Origin of the sequence: Nostoc sp. (genome assembly GCF_036919615.1) — a bacterium.
Classification (GTDB): domain Bacteria; phylum Cyanobacteriota; class Cyanobacteriia; order Cyanobacteriales; family Nostocaceae; genus Nostoc.
On record NZ_JBALCN010000010.1, the window covers coordinates 165,885 to 184,360 of the forward strand.

Sequence of the window (18,476 nt, forward strand, 5' to 3'; positions counted from 1 at the left end):
ACCACTAGTATCCACCCCTTGGTAGACTGTAGCCGACGTTCCACTTCATAGTTAATGAAAGTCATAGTAAGTCCATACTTTGACGTTCCTGGTCCAGCAAAATTCCTTTGGAGAGGTCACTTTATTGACCACCCTGATGTTGCACAAAGAGGTAATCAGATTCGTTTGGGGCTGGAGAAGGCGGAATGTGAGATAGTGTTTGGCTCGCAGCCAGAACTTCACGAATCAATGCTGCGTAAATCAATCCTAGCGATACAAGACCTCGCGTATGTTAACTATCTTGAGAGTGCTTGGAAACACTGGTCAAGAATGCAGAACGCCAGTACCGAGATTTTTCCAAACATTTCCCCAAACCGCCATATGGCTCAGTTCAACGAAAGTCCTGTCGCTCTGGCAGGATGGTACATTGCTGATGGCGCAGCACCAATCGGAGAATACACATGGCGAAACGCTTTAGGAAGTGTAGCTGCGCTTATTGAAGCAACGTCTGATATCAAAGCAGGAAAGTTGGCTGTCTATGCCTTGTGTAGACCCAGTGGGCATCATGCTTGCCGGGATATGGCAATGGGTATGTGCTTCTTAAATAATGCCGCGATCGCCACCCAAGAGCTTCGCACAAAGTTTTCCCGAATCGCAATTCTTGACATTGACATGCATCACGGTAATGGTACGCAGGAGATTTTTTACCAGCGTGGTGATGTTTTAACAATTTCGATTCACGGCAATCCCACTAACTTTTATCCTTTTTATACAGGTTTTGAAAACGAACGTGGCAGCGGCGATGGAGAAGAATGTAACTTGAACATTCCCCTACCTGCTGGAACCAATGAGGCTTCTTATCTACAAGCCTTGGAGAGAGCCGCAGCTGTAGTGTCGTCATTCCAGGTAGAAGCCTTGGTCGTAGCAACTGGCTTTGATACCTTTAAATCAGACCCACTGGGTTGCTTTGCTCTCGAATCTACCTCTTACTATGAAATAGGAAGAAAGATTAAATTACTCGGTCTGCCGACTCTTTTTGTACAAGAGGGTGGATACTTCGTTGAAGCCCTAAGTGAAAACGTTCGACAATTAGTCACAGGTTTTAAAAGTGTTTAAAATTACGATTACCGTAAATAAACATACTTATTTCTCTCAAATATCTAAAGTTCAATTATGGCAAATATTTTAGGTATTTATCCTCATAAGCGTCAGACTCAAACAATACTGACATCTCTAGAAATTATTGACACTATTATCAATAAGCTGAAAGTTGACACATCGTGAACATTTGTAATCGGAATTTGGTAACCGCCCTTTGGTAGACTTAAAGACTGAAATAGCTAGATAAAACGACGTAAATTCAAGCAGCTGAGAGGGTAGACTCTGTGGAAAATACACTTGGGTTAGAGATTATTGAAGTAGTAGAGCAAGCTGCGATCGCTTCCTCGAAATGGATGGGCAAAGGCGAAAAAAACATTGCTGACCAGGTAGCAGTGGAAGCTATGCGGGAACGGATGAATAAAATTTATATGCGGGGTCGCATTGTGATTGGGGAAGGCGAACGCGACGACGCGCCGATGCTATACATCGGGGAAGAAGTTGGTATCTGTACCCAACCAAATGCCAGTAGTTTGTGTAACCCTGATGAATTAATCGAAATTGACATCGCCGTTGACCCCTGTGAAGGTACGAACTTGGTAGCATATGGACAACCTGGTTCGATGGCTGTCTTGGCAATTTCTGAGAAGGGTGGATTATTTGCTGCTCCTGATTTTTACATGAAGAAGTTAGCAGCACCTCCCGCAGCTAAGGGCAAGGTAGATATCAACAAGTCAGCAACAGAAAACCTGAAGATTCTTTCTGAGTGTCTAGATCGGGGTATTGATGAACTTGTTGTAGTAGTAATGAAACGCGAACGTCACAATGATTTAATTAAAGAAATCCGTGAGGCTGGAGCGAGAGTCGCCCTAATTTCAGATGGTGATGTGGGTGCAGCTATAAGCTGTGGTTTTGCTGGAACTAATATCCACGCGCTGATGGGTATCGGTGCTGCTCCTGAAGGTGTAATCTCGGCAGCAGCAATGCGTGCTTTGGGTGGACACTTCCAAGGTCAACTGATTTACGATCCAGCAGTAGTAAAAACAGGTCTGATTGGAGAAAGCAGAGAAGCTAACCTTGATCGTTTAAAATCTATGAATATCAATGACGCCGATAAGGTCTATGATGCTCATGAATTGGCATCTGGTAAAACTGTTCTGTTCGCTGCTAGCGGCATTACCAGTGGTAATCTCATGCAAGGTGTGCGTTTCTTTAAGGGCGGGGCAAGAACTCAAAGCTTGGTAATTTCCAACCAGTCGAAAACTGCTCGATTTGTTGATACAATTCACATGTTTGGTGAACCCAAGACTCTCCAACTGAACTAATTTTTAGGGAATGGGGAATGGTAAAAGTAGGGGCAAAGCATTTGGAAAGAAATCTTTCTATAAAACTGAAAAATAGTCACCCAAATGCTTCATCCTTACAGTAGTTAGTAGTTAGTAGTTAGTGATTATTTGTTGTTTGTTGCTGGGAAAAACTACCAACCAATAAACAAAAATCCCCCATTCCCGATTCTCACTCAATACCCGATTGCCAACTACCAACTAGTAACTACGATTTAGCAAATGAATATAGCAGTGGTGGGGTTAAGCCATAAAACAGCCCCAGTCGAAGTCCGTGAAAAACTGAGCATTCCAGAACCACAAATTGAAAGTGCGATCGCTCATCTGACCAGCTATCCTCATATTGACGAAGTTGCAATTCTTAGCACTTGTAACCGTCTAGAAATCTACATTGTTACCAGTGAAATAGACCAAGGTATCCGAGAAATAACTCAGTTTCTTGCGGAATACAGTAAATTGCCCGTGCTTTCTCTGCGACAACACCTGTTTATGCTGCTGCATGATGATGCAGTGATGCATGTTATGCGGGTAGCAGGTGGTTTAGATAGTCTCGTACTCGGAGAAGGTCAAATTCTGGCTCAGGTGAAAATTACTCACAAACTGGGACAGCAATATAACGGTATAAAAACCATTTTAAATCGATTATTTAAACAAGCGTTAACAGCTGGTAAGCGGGTTCGTACTGAAACTAGCATTGGTACTGGCGCTGTCTCTATCAGTTCGGCCGCTGTAGAGTTAGCGCAGATAAAAGTAGCAAATTTAGCTGCTTGTCGAGTGGTAATTCTGGGTGCTGGTAAAATGTCGCGGTTACTGGTACAACACCTACTTTCTAAAGGTGCTGTGCAAATTAGTATTGTAAATCGCTCTCGTGAACGTGCTCAAGAATTAGCAAAGCTGTTCCCTCAACAACTTATCCAAACTCATCCGCTATCGGAAATGATGACCGTAATTGCCGATAGTGATTTAGTATTTACAAGTACTTCTGCAATAGAACCAATACTTGACCGTGCCAAGTTAGAAATAGTTTTAGAAGTTCAGCGCTCTCTGATGTTATTTGATATTTCTGTGCCGCGTAATGTTCATGCGGATGTAAATGAATTGGAAAATGTGCAGGCGTTTAATGTGGATGATTTGAAGGCAGTAGTAGCACAAAACTACGAAAGCCGTCGCAAGATTGCACAGGAAGCCGAGCGACTTTTAGAAGAAGAAGTGGAAGCCTTTGATATTTGGTGGCGCTCTCTTGAAACTGTTACCACTATTAGCTGTCTGCGAAATAAAGTTGAAACCATCCGCGAACAAGAGTTAGAAAAAGCTTTGTCAAGATTAGGTTCGGAATTCGCTGAAAAACACCAAGAGGTGATTGAAGCATTAACACGGGGAATTGTCAATAAAATTTTACATGACCCGATGGTACAGTTGCGATCGCAGCAAGATGTTGAAGCTAGACGGCACTGTATGCAAACTCTGCAAATGCTGTTCAACCTGGATGCAGGGAAGCAGTTTAGTTAAACTGAACAACAAGATCCCCGACTTTGAAAAGTCTGGGATCTGAGCTTTTTAATTAGATATACTTCTAATTAGATAGATGTCTAATTAGAAATTAGTTATGCAACCAGAGCAATTTAACATCTTACTGCGCTTTTTCAAGGCATTAGCGGATGATAGCCGTTTGAAGATTGTAGGTATTTTGGCGAACCAAGAGTGCAGCGTCGAAGAATTAGCAGTGCTACTGCAACTCAAGGAACCGACGGTATCCCATCATTTAGCGAAACTTAAGGAGCTAAATTTGGTGACAATGCGCCCCGAAGGTAATAGCCGTCTATATCAATTGGATAGCGAGGCTTTGCAAAGCATTAGTAAAGAAATTTTTACACCTGAGAAAATAGTATCTTTGATTGAGGATGTGGATACTGAGGCTTGGGAAAGCAAAGTATTAAAAAACTATTTCGAGGGCGATCGCCTCAAAGAAATTCCTGCTAGTCGCAAAAAGCGCCTAGTAATTCTCAAGTGGTTAGCAAACCAGTTTGACGTAGGAGTCAACTACCCTGAACGCTTGGTAAATGACATTCTCAAACGCTACCATCCTGATTGCGCCACCCTACGACGAGAGTTGATTGCTTCTCAGTTAATGCAGCGAGAGAATGGGATTTATTGGCGTACAACATAAGATAGGACTTACGCCAGAACTCTGTGAAACTCTTATTTCTCTGCGTCTTCTGCGTCCTCTGCGGTTCAATTTTCCGTTACCTGTGCGTAATATCATGTCCGCCAAATTACCCATAAGAAAAGAACCCCACCCCCAACCCCTCCCCGCCGGCGGGGAGGGGAGCTAAAGCGCAGCTTTAGCGGGGTGGGGTTCCGGGTATTATGCTTAATTGCCCGGACATCATATAAGTCCTGATAGATATGAAAGTTGTGTATTAGATTTCAGTGATCAGGAGAGGATAGATGTTAGTGGATGGATGCCTTGGTTGCAGTGTCCTGGCTGGAAAAGTACAAGCGCCTGGTGGGGTTATTTATGAAGATAATTACTGGGTTTTAGAACATACTTTGAGTCCTGTTTTGTTGCCAGGATATTTAATTATCAAACTCAAACGACATTGTGAATATTTAGCGGAACTTACATCAGAAGAAGCGAATGCTTTAGGTAGAATTATTCAAACCACCTGTTCAGCACTTTCACAAGTAGTTAAACCAGCTAAAATTCATGTTTGTTCGTGGGGGGAACAAGTCAAGCACATCTACTTCCACGTTATTCCTCGTTCATCAGCTATGCCTGTAGGAAATCTCGAACTGTTAATTTATCTACGAATAAAAAAGTTACTTAATCAGTTAGGTTTAGGCAAGTGGGTAAGCAACACAGAAGCAGCAGAAATTAGCCAAGAACTTAAATAAATACTTTTAGAGGTTTAAAAATAGATGAGATTTATCTATGGTAATATAATCAAAAAATTTTAGCCGCACAATAACCACAGAATCATAGGTTGTATCTTTATGCAGTTAGAAACACAAAAATTCTATTACACACCTGAAGAGTATTTAGAAATTGAAGAAAAGGCGGAATATAAAAGTGAATATCGTGATGGAGAAATTGTACCGATGACGGGTGGCACTACAAATCATAATAAAATTGCTTTGAATTTAGCTGCATCCTTAAAAATTGCTTTAAGGCGTAAAAATTATGATGTTTATATTGGTGATGTGCGTTTGTGGATACCCCGTTATCGACAGCATACGTATCCCGATGTGATGGTGATTGAGGGACAACCTATTTATACAGGAACTAGCACAACAACGGTTATGAATCCGATGTTAATTGCTGAAGTTTTATCTAAATCGACTAAAAATTATGACCAAGGTGATAAGTTTCTTTATTATCGCTCTATTCCAGAATTCAAGGAATATATTTTAATTGACCAATATCAGTATCATGTGATGCAGTATGTAAAAACTGCGGAAAGTCAATGGTTATTTACTGAACTCGAACATGAATCTGCAATTTTATCATTGCAAACGGTTGATTTTCAAATCGAATTGCGCGACCTTTACGAGCAAGTCAATTTTGTAGAAAATAACGAAGATTAGAAAAAATAAAATTTAAAACTATACTATTATTTTCTTAAGTTATTCAAGAAATTTGTGTTTCTTCCTCGGTAAAGATTGGAGGCCACAATTCAGTAATGGGCAATTCCCAACCGGGAAAAAGTTCTGGTATCGTTAAAGTATCGCCATTTTCTAAAACTGTAGGTTCGCCTATAGAGCGATAAATTGTAACTGTCTCTTCATCAGGGTCAATCAGAATGCCGACGATCGCTCCTAGTTCTATAAATTTTAGAATCTTAGCTGCTATAAGTTTAATTTTATCGCTCTGAGATTTAATTTCTACTACCAAGTCAGGGACAAGTTCTCCAAAGTAACGAGGACTTTGGAGAAGTCGGGAAGCGCGAACAAAGGAAACATCGGGTGCTTTGAGGTTTGTATCTGGCATAATGAAACCGCCAGCAGAATCAAACACTCTTCCCCAGCGACGAGGATTTATCCAAGCAAAGAGAAAGGCAATCAAACGACTACTGATTTCGCTGGATACAATATTTGACGGGCCTATAATTGAAATTTTCCCATTTTCGAGTTCCAGCTGGTAATCTAAACCTGCTTCAGTAAAAGCGGTTTGGACTCGCTCTAAATCTCTGACTGTCATCATTGACATAAAAAGCTTTTTCCACTGAGATATATAACTCGATTTTAACAAGAGCCAAATTTCCAAAGATTTGACACCGTGTGCGACTTTCTCTCAAACCAAAGCCACAACCCGTTCCCTACCAGCGAATCAGGGCAAGAATAAAAGCCTCTCTCTGTGGGAGAGCTTTGGAACAGAAGGCCAATTGCAGTCTATTTTCCCAAATAAGCTTCTAAAACTTTGGGATTAGTTTGAATTTCTGCGGGTGTACCGTCGGCTAAATTCTGTCCTTCGGCAAGTACCCAAACGCGATCGCACAAGGACATAATCACATCCATATTATGTTCAATAATCAAAAAGGTCATTCCGTCTTCGCGGTTCCAAGTGATAATGCGATCGCAAATATCATCAATCAGTCTCGGATTTACCCCAGCAGCTGGTTCATCCAACAAAATTAACTTGGGATTAGTCATTAGCGCCCGTCCCATTTCCAGCAGCTTACGTTGTCCACCAGATAAGCCACCAGCATAATCATGTGCTTTTTTTGCCAAGCCCACTGATTCTAATAGGAACATTGCTCGCTCTTGGAGTTGCTTTTCTTCCTTAGCAACAAGGTGCGGCTGCAATTGCACTTGCCAAAAATTTTCACCCGTTTGTTTTTGCGCCGCCAGCAGCATATTTTCTAACACCGACAACCGTGAGAGAGTCCGTGCAACCTGAAAAGTGCGGATTACTCCCTGCTGGGCGATTTGATATGGTTGTAAGTTGTGAATAGGTTCGCCGTCAAAAATCACTCGTCCCTGATCTGGGCGAATAAAGTTTGAGAGTAAGTTAAATAAAGTAGTTTTACCAGCACCGTTGGGGCCAATCAAGCCCGTAATGCTGCCTTTAGCAACTTCGATTTTCGCCTCATTAACTGCTTTGACACCACCAAAGCTTTTAGAAAGTCCAGTGGCTACCAGTAAGGGAAGTGGTAATGACTGGTTATTTAGCAAGAGTGAGTTCCTCCTTTTTCCCTAAGATACCTTGAGGACGCCAAATCATCAGTACCATCAAAATTAGTCCAATTACCATGATCCGAAATGCACCCAAACGCGCTTCATCAAGGGAAACGATTCTGGGTAAGACTTCCCGCGTTAACGCATCATAAGCAAAGAAAATTACCGCACCTAAAATTGTGCCAACATTATTCCCAGAACCACCTAAAATCACGATGATCCAAGTGTCAAAGGTGATCTGCGGTTGAAAATTATCAGGATAAATGGCGCCCAGTTGCCAAGCGAAGAAAGCACCAGCGACTCCCGCGATCGCACCTCCAAGCATGAGAGATTGTAATTTATACCAAAAGACATTTTTTCCCAGCGCCTTGGGAATTTCTTCATCTTCGCGGATGGCTTTGAGAATTCTACCCCAAGGCGATCGCACCAAAATTTCTAACCGCCAGTATACAAATGCTAAAATCAACAGCAGCACCAGCATTAAACCTGCTTTTGGGTTGTAATTATACAGTCCGATCACCCCAGAAATATAAATCGCTCCTGCCAAAACTGCTAACACAATTCCCACACCCAAGCGCGACGCAAATTCTTGCTTACTAGTCATTCTTTGGCCTAAATCAGTAGTTCGAGACATCTGGGTGATCCGAATCCACCGCCATAACGTAAGAAAAGTTACAGCAGCCAGCAGCGTCAACAGCCCAATCATCACAAATCTGACAAACAAATTCGGCTCTGTGGATAGAGGTATGCGATAACTTTGGACACCAAATGCCCCGGAAATCCAGGTGTCACCCACAGGTAATTCCTGGTTATTCACCACCAAACGAATTAGTTCGCCCGTACCGATAGTGACAATTGCTAGATAATCTTCCCGCAAGCGTAGAGTTGCAAAACCAATTATTAAACCCAGCAAGGCGGCGACAATTGCCCCAGCTACTGCTGATATCAGTAAGGGGACGCCCTTTAAGCTTAACAATACGGTTGTATATGCTCCAAGGGTCATGAAAGCAATATGACCAAAGTTAATTAACCCGGTAAAGCCCCACTGCAAATTGAGTCCTAGTGCGAATAAGGCGAAAAGTGCTGTAGAAATTGCTAAGAAAATGAGATAGTCAGCCATGTTAAGTAGTTAGCAGTTAGGAGTCATTCAATTTTGGATTTTAGATTTTAGATTTTTTCTTCAATCCAAAATTCAAAATCTAAAATTGACAGAGTTAGGAGTTAGGAGTCAGGAGTTAAGCTCAGAGGGGAGTTTGGCTCCCCCAACCCTTGTAGCGTTGGAGGCTGGGGCAATACGGTTCAGTTAAGCTGCACAGTCCTTTAAAGATCCCCCTTAGTCTCCCTTAAAAAGGCCCTTAAAAAGGGGAAATAGAGCCATTTTTAGCCCCCCTTTTTAAGGGGGTTGAGGGGATCGAGTCTTATCCAAACCGTATTGGGGGCTGGGGGGTTAAGTTTTTGATTACTGAATCGCTCCTCTAGGGAATAAATTTTAGCGTAGCTTGAGCGGAGCTAATTTTTTGGGAATACTATTTATTGTTGGTGTTTCCAGAAAGGAATAATTAACGTATGAATTTGCTGCGGCTTAGAATGCATCACTTAATCGAACAGTTAGCCGATGACGATTTGCAAGACATTTGGAACATTCTCGAAGCTTTACATTATGACTTTTATATGCTGAAAGCTATACAACAAGTCAAGCGATCGCAGCAACCGTGGGATATCTTAACCCAAGAAGAAGCAGTAAGACTGTTAATGTTTTTCTGATTCAGCAGCGTTTTTAGTATTGCTGAGTGCTGAGGCTTAAACTTATCGCTAAGTCCTGAGTAGTAACCCATAGTTAAAGTTAAGGGATTAGTTAGGAAGAAATTTGTTTATTATGTTTATTATTTAGAGCTAAAGCCAGAGGATTTAGATCCATATGCTGAATTGTAAGTCTTAGTACTGCTTCTTGACTGGGCACTTTCAACTCAGCACTCTTTTGGTGTCCCTGAAGTTTTGATTAAGGTAACGCCTAGTGAGTCTGGAAATGCGCTACGCAAGGTCTTTTTTGCTAGACCTAAAGAATTTAGAACCTGCTGCCTACGAGCGGGTGCATGATTTTGTCTTTATTGAGTTAGCCCAAAAGTGGCAACTGAGTGATTTAAGAGAACTACGGCAGCTTGATGGTGAAGGCATTTTTCACCGCTTTACCCTAGATAATTATCTGATTGGTATAGAAATCAGGGGTGAAATTGTGAAATTTCTGCGTGTCATCCCTATGCCAGATGTTTAAGGAGAGGAGTCAAGCGAACACTTAAAACTGTAAACTGTATAAGGCTAGGCAGGGATCGCTATAACCTTACATTAAACTGGTTTTGAAAAACACTTTATTTGAGATTTCCCTATGGATGCTAGGGCACTTTGGCAACGATACCAAAACTGGTTATATTTCCACGAGGGATTGGGACTGTACTTAGACGTGAGTCGAATCGGGTTCGATGATGCCTTCGTGGATTCTTTGCGTCCGAAGTTTGACAAGGCATTTGCGGATATGGCTCAACTCGAGAAGGGTGCGATCGCAAATCCTGACGAGAAGCGCATGGTTGGACACTACTGGCTGCGAAATCCTGATTTAGCGCCAGCTCCAGAACTTACACAAGAAATTGTCCAAACCCTAGAACAAATCGAAGCCTTTGCGGAAAAAGTCCAAACAGGCGCTATTCATCCCCCCAGAGCAAGCCGCTTCACGGATATTATCTCCATTGGAATTGGTGGTTCTGCTCTCGGTCCCCAATTCGTCGCTGAAGCCCTCGCTTCTGATTTCCCGCCCCTGAAACTTCACTTTATCGATAACAACGATCCGGCAGGTATCGATAGCGTTATCAATCATCTGCGAAATAGCCTCGCCAGCACTTTAGTATTGGTGATCTCTAAATCTGGGGGAACACCGGAACCTCGCAACGGCATGATTGAAGTTAAAAAAGCCTATGCCGGACACAATTTAGAATTTGCTCAATATGCGGTAGCAATTACCAGCGTTGATAGCAACCTCGATAAACTGGCCAAAGACGAAGGTTGGTTGGCCAGATTTCCCATGTATGACTGGGTAGGAGGACGTACCTCAGAAATGTCTGCTGTGGGGCTTGTACCAGCGGCATTACAAGGGATTGATGTTCGCGCCATGCTAGATGGCGCAAAAGAAATGGATGACGCTACCCGCGTCCCAGATGTGAAAAATAACCCAGCAGCCTTACTTGCTTTGTCTTGGTACTTTGCAGGCAATGGAAAAGGTGAAAAAGATATGGTTGTCCTACCTTACAAGGACAGCTTATTTTTATTCAGCCGCTATTTGCAACAGCTGGTAATGGAATCCTTGGGCAAGGAAAAAGACTTAGACGGCAACGTTGTCCATCAAGGCATCGCCGTTTATGGTAACAAAGGCTCAACCGATCAACACGCTTACGTTCAGCAGTTACGTGAGGGTGTGGCGAATTTCTTTGCTACCTTCATCGAAGTATTAGAAGATCGTCAGGGCCCATCCACTGAAATAGATCCAGGAGTTACATCAGGCGATTATCTTTCCGGTTTTCTCCAAGGAACCCGACAAGCGCTTTATGAAAATCACCGCGATTCGATTACAGTCACCATTCCCCAGGTTAACCCCCGAACTGTTGGGGCATTAATTGCTTTGTATGAGCGTGCTGTTGGTTTATATGCTAGTTTGGTCAACGTCAACGCCTACCATCAACCAGGTGTAGAAGCTGGCAAAAAAGCTGCCGCCACCATTATCGACTTGCAAACACGAGTCGTAGCAGTCTTACAAAAAGAAAAAACTCCCATTTCTCTTGACGAACTCGCCAACAAAGCAGGCGCATCAGATCAAGTTGAGGCAATTTACAAGATTTTGCGTCATATCTATGCCAATCAGCGAGGTGTGGTTTTGCAAGGTGATCTTCACAAACCCGATAGTTTGACCGTTTCTGCTAGCTGATAGCTCTAGTCCTAATATCACATTTTGTCCAGAATTGTTGTATCAGCAACAATTTTTTATTGTGAAGCATCCTAGATAGAAGATATATCTTCCGTCTAGGATGCTTCACTTTTGGTTAATAGGTAAATCGCAGAGAAAGTAAAAGCGATCGCTCGTTATTGCTTCCCATAAAATAAAGTTAAGGCAGCATCAATAAGTAGGATTAATGCTATGACTGAATCAACTGCAAAACAACCTGCACGTCGCGGTAGAATTTTTCCAGAACGCACTTTATCACCAGAAGAACTTGCTAGACGCAAAGCTGAAGATGAAGTATTTTATCGGCGTTGTCGGGCAATTTTTGAGCATGTGCGTCCCAATTTGATTAAGGAACACTATGGCTGGTATATTGCTGTGGAGCCAGATAGTGGTGATTACTTCATTGATGTAGATAAAATGCAAGCTCATAAAAAATCCCTTGAAAAATACCCAAATAGTAGACATTGTGTATTCTGCCTAAATGAGACGGGAACAACTGGCACAATATGATTGAGGGTAACTTTGGGGATAGTGGGCAACTTTTTTGTGAAATTGATTTGATTACATCTGATGGATTAAATTTGCCTGTGGATGCCATGTTAGATACTGGTTTCACAGACTTTCTAGCTATTAATAAACAAGATTTAGAGTGTCTTGATTAGGCTTACATCGGTGAAGAACCTTTGCGAACTGCTAAGGGAGAATCAAGATTTGATATTTATTTAGGTAGGGTGATATTAAACGAACATGAGTATGAAATTAATGTTTATGTAGGTGATGAAATTACGGAAGTATTGTTAGGTTCAGAGTGGCTAAAAATTCTGCCGTTGGTGGTAAATTATCAGGCTAGTATATTAACTTTAGGCTAAGTACGTTCACACTTCAGTTATTTTGAAACGAACCGCTGAGGCGCAGAGAACGCAGAGGGAAGAAAAGAGATATATCATATTATCTTTAGTTAATAGGTAAATCGCGGAGAAAGTAAAAGCGATCACCTTTCCAATCACTGCTTTTTATTCGTCCTAAATAGCCTGTTAAAGGTGAAGAAACTTCAATCAAAATTTCGTGCATTTCTGCGGTTTTAATTGGCTGTGGCGGATGTGAGCCAAAATACGCACCATGTAGAGCTTCAACACCAGCAGATTCTATACCTGAGTTTTGTAGATAATTTTTGACAAGTTGGATAATGTGCGATCGCAACTTTATAGATTGTTCCACTTTATCGATATAAGTATTAAGTTTATCTTCAGCTAAACCAAAAGGAGCTTGTTGCAAAAACTCTTTTAGTTCTAACAAATTGATAGAATTTTTATAGTGTACTTGCAGTTTAACTAGCTTTTGCAGTGTTTCAGGGCTAATAACATTCATTTGATTTTCGGTAGCTGTTCTTAAGGCGTAAAAATTTAGTTCTCCAGCGGCTACAACTAATTTAATTGAATTTTCATACTGAACTTTACCAAGATGGTTCATACCTATTTTTAGTAACTGTGCAGGTGTACCATCAGTAACTTTCTCAGTTTTAGTTGCTTTGCACTCTCCTACTATTGGATAAGGTTGTTCAGCGTAAAAATCCATACCTCCTGCGCCACCAGTAGCATCTGGATTCAAACCTGAACCTGTAAAGCCTAGTTTTAGTAATCCTCTACGAACTAATTTTTCAAATGTATGTCCGTCGCTAGAGTTCCCAACTTCAGCAATTTTCTGAATCCAAGGTAAGTCTAAATCTAATGGATTTGTTGGTTGATTGCTACTCCAACCCAAAAATACTTTGATATCGTCGTCTAATAGTTTAGCTGCTGGCTGGCTAATGGTTAGGGGTGCGATCGCACTCTGCAATTCTTCTAATTCTGGATACAGGGGGGGTTCTAGTTTTTCTAATTGGCGTTTGCGTTGGGCGAAAGTGCGATCGTTTAAAATCGGCTTAGGTTTAATAACTATTGTAGGCTGTGATAAAGGGATAAATTGGCTTGTAGCAGTTATGCTGACTTCAATTGGTTCATCTAATTCATAAACCCGTAGGTATGCCAGAAAAATATAATGATGTTGTAATAGAATTTCCTTTAGTGCTTCAATACTCCAAACTGTAGATTTTGACAAGACATCTAAAGGTTGGGTATCATCCAGTATTTGACAGAATTCGCACTTAGCCCATACTTTAATTAAAATTATTTCAGAATTAACCTTTGTCACGTTATTTTGAGCAAATTGCTGTAAATTTGCATTGTAATAACGCTCAAGTGGTGATGGTATAGTTGAGCCATTAGTCGGATATAGGGCAAATTGTCGCCCCGGATCAATAAACATCCGGGGTATTGTTGCGATCGTTCGTCCTTGTATTAAAGCTTCAACTTCTTGAACTGGTAGACATATAGCTTGGTCAATTAAGACTGATTCACTCATATTTAATCCACTGCCACAGCTAATTCATTAATCTCAGCAAGTTTAGATGATTCAGAGTAGTCACTTACATCTGAAAGTTCTGCATCGCTTTCAAGAACATCTTCAGGTACTTGGTATGATGGATCACTCAAAATTTCTTTTAGTAGAGTGTTACTAGCTCCTAGCTGATGTACAGCACCCTTGTCAGTAATAAAATTAAAAATTTCCTCCTCGGTAAAGCCATAGTCTATTTCACGCTTTTTATAGACAGATCGAATAGCTAATAGCGGTCTAATCTCCTCTTCTTTAAGTTCTGCAAATTCGCCTCCTTGCGCTATGAGTGGTTCGATATAAGTCTTATACAAATGAGAACTAATATTCTTATCCTTGGATTTAGAGCGAACTAAACAACCACGAGTCAGACCAAAGGTTTTGTAATCTATTAATCTTCTCAATCCTGCTCCTAAAGCTCTGCCACCTGCATACTGGAGAACAGCAACACCAATACTTACATTTTTCTCGTCTTCTTTACCAATAATCTTGAGATTAAGGTAATCGTCTTTACCTCCTCCTTGTTTTACTTTTTGTGTAACCTGCTCAATTTTTACTCGCTCTACTGTTTTATTTACTAATGTTTTGAAGCCAAATAAAATAGCATCAGCCAGGAAATAGTTATCATCTAAATAATTGCTAATATCTTGAAGAAGCTCTTTTCTGAAAGCTTGTTCAACTGGATCTTCTTTTTGAATTACAGGAGGATATCCTCCTGTAATTGGAATATCAGTAGGTTTACAATTATCTCGACACCATTGTAAAATTTTTCTAACTGGTGGCTTCTCTTCACTACTCAGGTCTCTCAGTTGAGTTTCAGTAAATGGATAAAGTCGATGAGGTGGTACTAAATTTATGGCGCTATAGAATTCTGTTAACCACAAAGCAACTAGCTCAACAATTGAATCCTCATTCATATACTTTAAATCGATAGGATTTCCATAAGCAGAAACTTTGCTATGAACACCAGCAGGTAGTTGCTTAATTTTATTAATCCATATAGCAGGCATCATTACCGTTAGAATTACGCCTTTACTCAAATTTTCAAACAATTCTTTAACCAAACCAGCAATAACCTGTGATTTTGTAAAACCAGCATTGTTGATTTCAATAGATTCTAATTCATCAAAACAAATTACTAGTTGATAATAGTCACTAATAATATCCAAAATTTGCTGAATTACATCAAACGATTGACCATTAATACTAGGTAGACAAAGTTCATTAGCTTTATATTGAGCAAGTTCATCACCAGATAACCATTTGACCACATAAAGGGCTTCAGAATCAGCCAGTGTCCACAGAATAGCTCGGATGATATCAGGATTTTTAAGATTCGGTTTAGTCTTACGGAATTCCTCTGTTAGCTGATTAACTAAAGTTCGGTTTTTACTTAATTCATTTCGACTAAGTTTTTGTACTAAATCTTTAGATAACAAAGTTTGAGCGTGAGGATGAATAGACTTGACAGCTTGATTAGCTATTGCTGAGGCAAGTTCTTGCCACTGCGTTACTCCTTGGCTACCAATTTTCCCTAGACTATCTCCCAAGGTACGCTGGAATCCGTGCTTAATATTATTTAAATCACTAAATTCAGTGGCGTAAATAAATAAAGCACCACCCTCACTCTGAAGACGATGGCGAATACGGCTGATAATATGTGTTTTACCAGTGCCCGATTCGGCTGTGATAGCAATTGAAGTTCTTTGGTACTGACCAGTACGAATTTGGTTTATTGCTTGAAACACAGCATCGGAAGCATGAGCATTGAGAGTTGTCACATCAGGAAATTCTTTACCCCAAACTTCTTGGCTCCCTACATATGGAGGCAGTGCAAAGGGGTTGTGATTTTGTAAAGCTGCGTTAATATCCTCAATAGAGGAAATGGGAGAACTAGTCATAGTGGTTTGTGTGCAAGAAGAAACAACAGGATTTAGATTAATTTGCAGAACTGAGGCGCTTAGCGTAATAGCGTAATCCACTCAATTTAGTTGTGATTGAGTCTTCAGCTTTATCAGGAGTGATATCTGTCATCTCTCCGCCTATTAACTGAACAATGTCGTTCTTCTGCATTTCCAACAGCCATTCATTAAAATCTTCACGACTGATCTGATCGCCAATCTCTCTCCTAATTCTGTAAATTGGCACTAAATCATCTAAGTTGTAGTTTTGGTTCAACTTGTCGTAAACTTCCAACGCCACTGGCTTAAACTCGTCGTAAGATGTGATCGCACTTTTCCCATTAACTAGTACATCTGCACCAACTACCGCAACATCTATCTGATTAATCCACTTCACCAACGCATTCGCCGCCCAAGTTCCGACAATCGTCCCTTCAAACTTAAAATCGCCACTTCTCAAATCTTCACCCAATACCTCTAAACCCTTGCCAGATGTCAGAGAATATCCCTTTTTTGAAATAGCGATCGCACCTTGATTCTGTAATTCCTCGAATATGCTTTGATAATCTGCTACCTTCTGACTTTTTGATACAATTCGTTTGGTAAATTGACCTTTCTTAACTTCCTGCTGTGTTCCTCCCAAATCCCATAAAGCCAAAAGGAGACGAGTTCTAGTTTGGGCTGTGTTTTGTGATATCATATTGAGTGTATTTATTGACAATACTTATCGTAGCTGCTGTATCTTTTTAATTTATTTATCCCGAAAAAATAACCGAGAAATTGCTGAATATTTCGACGTTTTAGCTAAATTGATTAATAAAAAATCAACAAGATATTTCCTTAGGATGAATGCAGTTTCTCTCAAAGGCAGGATGTATTACTTGAGAAAATAGATCATCATGACAGAGAAACGCTGTAGCTAGTGCAGTTGTAAATTAAGTGGTATATGTGTTTTCACTTTCCTTGCGAAATAACAGGAACTCCAACTTTCTTTGCTTTTGCAACAGCACGGCTTTTAGCAAATACAGGTGATGATGAAATCCAATGAACACAATATATAAAGAACGTAAAGTAGTTTCGCGTCTATTTGCAGTGCTGCTTTCAGCATTGCTAACAGTACCCTTGTTGAGTAGTTGCGGAGGCGGTTCCCGAAATGCTTCAACACCACCACCTGTTGATGATAGTGTTGGTAGAACAGTGAGCGATCGCAATCTAAAAAACCAACCTGAAGCTAAGAAGGGATTGGGTACGGGGCAAAAAGTGGCACTTTTGGCAGGAGCTGCGGCACTTTACTACATGTACAACCAACATAAGAATGCTTCAAAAGAAGGAGTGCAAGGTAAGTACTATCTTTCCAAGAACGGGCGTGTATACTACCGCGATGCTGAACATCGCGCTCACTGGGTAACTCCACCGTCAGAAGGAATTCGAGTGCCGGAATCTGACGCGCAACAGTATCGGCAATTCCAAGGTTATAATGGGAGTTCTTCAGGTCGCGATCTAAGTGGCATAACTTCATCCTCAGCTCCGGCACTTTAGATCAGCGAAGCGTGTGTAAATCTAAAGCGGGTTTCCTGGAGGATAACGCCGAGCGCGCACGTCGGAAACACGAACTTAAATCAGGAGACAGATCATGGTAGATGACTTTTTGCGAAAGGCGAAGGATTTCCTTTTGGGGTCAAACAGCGATCAAGCTGAAGATGCTCAATACCGCGATCGCAATGTACGTCCAGCCAGCGAAGACCCCTACGGCGACCCCGCAGATCCGGCATCTTACGGCAATGTGACTCCAGCCAGTCAAGACCCTTATGGCGACCCCGCAGATATCGCGTCTTACGGCAACGTCCGCCCAGCGAGTGAAGACCCTTACGGCGACCCCGCAGACCAAGGGGACTTTGGTGACGTCCGCCCAGCGAGTGAAGACCCTTACGGCGACCCCGCAGATCAAGATTCCCGCCGTTAACGCGGAACTAATATTGTAATGTTGGTTTTCATAGGGTGAGAAATTTTGGAATAACTAACAAATAAGGCAGCAGGATTTGAACCTACTGCCTTTTGTTTTTGCTGCTATTTCAAGTTGGCAGGTTTTGTTTGTGTAGCCCCAAACCTCAGCCTTTATGATTACCCATATTTGCCAAATCAGGCGCTTTGCTGTCATCCCGCAGGGGAATCAAATTCCCCAGATAATATCTAAAGTCCTTTAAAGAAGACTAAGCAAAGATTTCAGTCCACTTTAAGTGGACAGTTTTAAGTGGACAGTAGCTCTGAGCTGCTGTACTTCAGTACAGGGCGGGATATGGGTAAGTCTAAAGACTTCATTTTGAAGACATTTTATTATTTAAACTCTTCGAGTTGATCCACACGTAACCAAATATTAGGTGTTGGCACTTTCCCAAACTTAATCAGAGCGTAATCACCTTTGACATCTACAATTTCGCCCTTGGTTTCAAACAAATAAGAAGGAAAGCGAGTATCACTGGCTTTTGCTTCCAGACTGTTTTCCAGTTTTTCGCGGATAGCGCGAACCATATCTCCTTTTTTGATTGCCATGAATTCCCCTCT

Annotated in this window: 19 protein-coding genes and 1 pseudogene; 13 read left to right on the top strand and 7 right to left on the bottom strand. The window is 41.3% G+C overall.

The features are described 5' to 3' along the window. Positions 1–54: 54 nt before the first annotated feature. The 6 genes from V7K48_RS04935 (at position 55) to V7K48_RS04960 (ending at position 6,005) form a co-directional block, all read left to right on the top strand. Positions 55–1,095, top strand: a complete 1,041-nt coding sequence (locus V7K48_RS04935; protein ID WP_335070112.1) for a histone deacetylase family protein — start codon at positions 55–57, stop codon at positions 1,093–1,095. A gap of 269 nt (positions 1,096–1,364) precedes the next feature. Next, positions 1,365–2,402, top strand: coding sequence for a class II fructose-bisphosphatase (glpX, locus tag V7K48_RS04940; RefSeq protein ID WP_335070114.1), 1,038 nt, complete (start codon positions 1,365–1,367; stop codon positions 2,400–2,402). Positions 2,403–2,642: 240 nt separating this feature from the next. Beyond that, a complete protein-coding gene (locus V7K48_RS04945) occupies positions 2,643–3,929 on the top strand; it encodes a glutamyl-tRNA reductase (RefSeq protein WP_335070116.1) in 1,287 nt (428 codons plus the stop codon). Between the two features lie 97 nt (positions 3,930–4,026). Beyond that, complete coding sequence (locus V7K48_RS04950) at positions 4,027–4,587, top strand: DUF2087 domain-containing protein (RefSeq protein ID WP_335070117.1); 561 nt, start codon at positions 4,027–4,029, stop codon at positions 4,585–4,587. A 281-nt stretch (positions 4,588–4,868) separates the two neighbouring features. Next, positions 4,869–5,315 carry an HIT family protein gene (locus V7K48_RS04955; protein ID WP_335070119.1) on the top strand — a complete coding sequence of 149 codons (447 nt, stop codon included), beginning with the start codon at positions 4,869–4,871 and terminating at the stop codon, positions 5,313–5,315. Between the two features lie 99 nt (positions 5,316–5,414). Beyond that, the gene (locus V7K48_RS04960) at positions 5,415–6,005 is read left to right on the top strand and encodes a Uma2 family endonuclease (RefSeq protein ID WP_335070120.1); all 591 of its coding nucleotides are present in this window, start codon (positions 5,415–5,417) and stop codon (positions 6,003–6,005) included. A gap of 43 nt (positions 6,006–6,048) precedes the next feature. Here V7K48_RS04960 and V7K48_RS04965 read toward each other — a convergent pair whose 3' ends face one another. The 3 genes from V7K48_RS04965 to V7K48_RS04975 all read right to left on the bottom strand — a co-directional run bounded on the left by V7K48_RS04965 (position 6,049) and on the right by V7K48_RS04975 (position 8,715). Then, positions 6,049–6,627 carry a Uma2 family endonuclease gene (locus V7K48_RS04965; protein WP_335070122.1) on the bottom strand — a complete coding sequence of 193 codons (579 nt, stop codon included), beginning with the start codon at positions 6,625–6,627 and terminating at the stop codon, positions 6,049–6,051. Between the two features lie 182 nt (positions 6,628–6,809). Continuing rightward, the gene (locus tag V7K48_RS04970) at positions 6,810–7,592 is read right to left on the bottom strand and encodes an ABC transporter ATP-binding protein (RefSeq protein ID WP_335070124.1); all 783 of its coding nucleotides are present in this window, start codon (positions 7,590–7,592) and stop codon (positions 6,810–6,812) included. Further along, entirely contained in the window at positions 7,582–8,715 is a 1,134-nt protein-coding gene (locus V7K48_RS04975) for a branched-chain amino acid ABC transporter permease (RefSeq protein ID WP_335070126.1), read from the bottom strand. The genes V7K48_RS04970 and V7K48_RS04975 overlap by 11 nt, the downstream gene beginning before the upstream one ends. Positions 8,716–9,161: 446 nt before the next feature. Between V7K48_RS04975 and V7K48_RS04980 the strand changes: the two genes are divergently transcribed. The 5 genes and pseudogenes from V7K48_RS04980 to V7K48_RS05000 all read left to right on the top strand — a co-directional run bounded on the left by V7K48_RS04980 (position 9,162) and on the right by V7K48_RS05000 (position 12,452). Further along, positions 9,162–9,359, top strand: a complete 198-nt coding sequence (locus V7K48_RS04980) for a hypothetical protein (RefSeq protein WP_335070128.1) — start codon at positions 9,162–9,164, stop codon at positions 9,357–9,359. Between the two features lie 262 nt (positions 9,360–9,621). After that, positions 9,622–9,867 carry a cytotoxic translational repressor of toxin-antitoxin stability system gene (locus V7K48_RS04985; RefSeq protein ID WP_335070265.1) on the top strand — a complete coding sequence of 82 codons (246 nt, stop codon included), beginning with the start codon at positions 9,622–9,624 and terminating at the stop codon, positions 9,865–9,867. A gap of 111 nt (positions 9,868–9,978) precedes the next feature. Then, positions 9,979–11,565: a glucose-6-phosphate isomerase gene (locus tag V7K48_RS04990; RefSeq protein ID WP_335070130.1), complete on the top strand. Its 1,587-nt coding sequence runs from the start codon at positions 9,979–9,981 to the stop codon at positions 11,563–11,565. Positions 11,566–11,775: 210 nt separating this feature from the next. Beyond that, positions 11,776–12,093 carry a hypothetical protein gene (locus V7K48_RS04995; RefSeq protein WP_335070132.1) on the top strand — a complete coding sequence of 106 codons (318 nt, stop codon included), beginning with the start codon at positions 11,776–11,778 and terminating at the stop codon, positions 12,091–12,093. Further along, a pseudogene (locus tag V7K48_RS05000) lies at positions 12,090–12,452 on the top strand (aspartyl protease). The gene V7K48_RS04995 and the pseudogene V7K48_RS05000 overlap by 4 nt, the downstream one beginning before the upstream one ends. Before the next feature lie 85 nt (positions 12,453–12,537). Here V7K48_RS05000 and V7K48_RS05005 read toward each other — a convergent pair. The 3 genes from V7K48_RS05005 to V7K48_RS05015 form a co-directional block, all read right to left on the bottom strand. Then, complete coding sequence (locus V7K48_RS05005) at positions 12,538–13,983, bottom strand: DUF1802 family protein (RefSeq protein WP_335070134.1); 1,446 nt, start codon at positions 13,981–13,983, stop codon at positions 12,538–12,540. A gap of 2 nt (positions 13,984–13,985) precedes the next feature. Continuing rightward, a complete protein-coding gene (locus V7K48_RS05010) occupies positions 13,986–15,794 on the bottom strand; it encodes an ATP-binding protein (RefSeq protein WP_335070136.1) in 1,809 nt (602 codons plus the stop codon). A 157-nt stretch (positions 15,795–15,951) separates the two neighbouring features. Beyond that, positions 15,952–16,614: a hypothetical protein gene (locus V7K48_RS05015; protein ID WP_335070138.1), complete on the bottom strand. Its 663-nt coding sequence runs from the start codon at positions 16,612–16,614 to the stop codon at positions 15,952–15,954. Between the two features lie 344 nt (positions 16,615–16,958). Here V7K48_RS05015 and V7K48_RS05020 point away from each other — a divergent pair, with 344 nt between their 5' ends. Both V7K48_RS05020 and V7K48_RS05025 read left to right on the top strand, forming a co-directional pair. Next, positions 16,959–17,453, top strand: coding sequence for a hypothetical protein (locus V7K48_RS05020; protein ID WP_335070140.1), 495 nt, complete (start codon positions 16,959–16,961; stop codon positions 17,451–17,453). Between the two features lie 94 nt (positions 17,454–17,547). After that, positions 17,548–17,877 carry a translation initiation factor gene (locus V7K48_RS05025; RefSeq protein WP_335070142.1) on the top strand — a complete coding sequence of 110 codons (330 nt, stop codon included), beginning with the start codon at positions 17,548–17,550 and terminating at the stop codon, positions 17,875–17,877. A 371-nt stretch (positions 17,878–18,248) separates the two neighbouring features. On the opposite strand, the gene V7K48_RS05030 is transcribed toward V7K48_RS05025, so the two are convergent. Then, a complete protein-coding gene (locus tag V7K48_RS05030; RefSeq protein WP_298918180.1) occupies positions 18,249–18,464 on the bottom strand; it encodes an NAD(P)H-quinone oxidoreductase subunit O in 216 nt (71 codons plus the stop codon). Positions 18,465–18,476 lie beyond the last annotated feature (12 nt).

Excerpts from the sequence above, each read along its gene's own strand:
- V7K48_RS04935 (WP_335070112.1), top strand. The coding sequence starts at position 55 with ATGAAAGTCATAGTAAGTCCATACTTTGACGTTCCTGGTCCAGCAAAA.
- V7K48_RS04945 (WP_335070116.1), top strand. The coding sequence starts at position 2,643 with ATGAATATAGCAGTGGTGGGGTTAAGCCATAAAACAGCCCCAGTCGAA.
- V7K48_RS04950 (WP_335070117.1), top strand. The coding sequence starts at position 4,027 with ATGCAACCAGAGCAATTTAACATCTTACTGCGCTTTTTCAAGGCATTA.
- V7K48_RS04955 (WP_335070119.1), top strand. The coding sequence starts at position 4,869 with ATGTTAGTGGATGGATGCCTTGGTTGCAGTGTCCTGGCTGGAAAAGTA.
- V7K48_RS04960 (WP_335070120.1), top strand. The coding sequence starts at position 5,415 with ATGCAGTTAGAAACACAAAAATTCTATTACACACCTGAAGAGTATTTA.
- V7K48_RS04965 (WP_335070122.1), bottom strand. The coding sequence starts at position 6,627 with ATGTCAATGATGACAGTCAGAGATTTAGAGCGAGTCCAAACCGCTTTT.
- V7K48_RS04975 (WP_335070126.1), bottom strand. The coding sequence starts at position 8,715 with ATGGCTGACTATCTCATTTTCTTAGCAATTTCTACAGCACTTTTCGCC.
- V7K48_RS04980 (WP_335070128.1), top strand. The coding sequence starts at position 9,162 with ATGAATTTGCTGCGGCTTAGAATGCATCACTTAATCGAACAGTTAGCC.
- V7K48_RS04985 (WP_335070265.1), top strand. The coding sequence starts at position 9,622 with ATGCGCTACGCAAGGTCTTTTTTGCTAGACCTAAAGAATTTAGAACCT.
- V7K48_RS04990 (WP_335070130.1), top strand. The coding sequence starts at position 9,979 with ATGGATGCTAGGGCACTTTGGCAACGATACCAAAACTGGTTATATTTC.
- V7K48_RS04995 (WP_335070132.1), top strand. The coding sequence starts at position 11,776 with ATGACTGAATCAACTGCAAAACAACCTGCACGTCGCGGTAGAATTTTT.
- V7K48_RS05005 (WP_335070134.1), bottom strand. The coding sequence starts at position 13,983 with ATGAGTGAATCAGTCTTAATTGACCAAGCTATATGTCTACCAGTTCAA.
- V7K48_RS05015 (WP_335070138.1), bottom strand. The coding sequence starts at position 16,614 with ATGATATCACAAAACACAGCCCAAACTAGAACTCGTCTCCTTTTGGCT.
- V7K48_RS05020 (WP_335070140.1), top strand. The coding sequence starts at position 16,959 with ATGAACACAATATATAAAGAACGTAAAGTAGTTTCGCGTCTATTTGCA.
- V7K48_RS05025 (WP_335070142.1), top strand. The coding sequence starts at position 17,548 with ATGGTAGATGACTTTTTGCGAAAGGCGAAGGATTTCCTTTTGGGGTCA.
- V7K48_RS05030 (WP_298918180.1), bottom strand. The coding sequence starts at position 18,464 with ATGGCAATCAAAAAAGGAGATATGGTTCGCGCTATCCGCGAAAAACTG.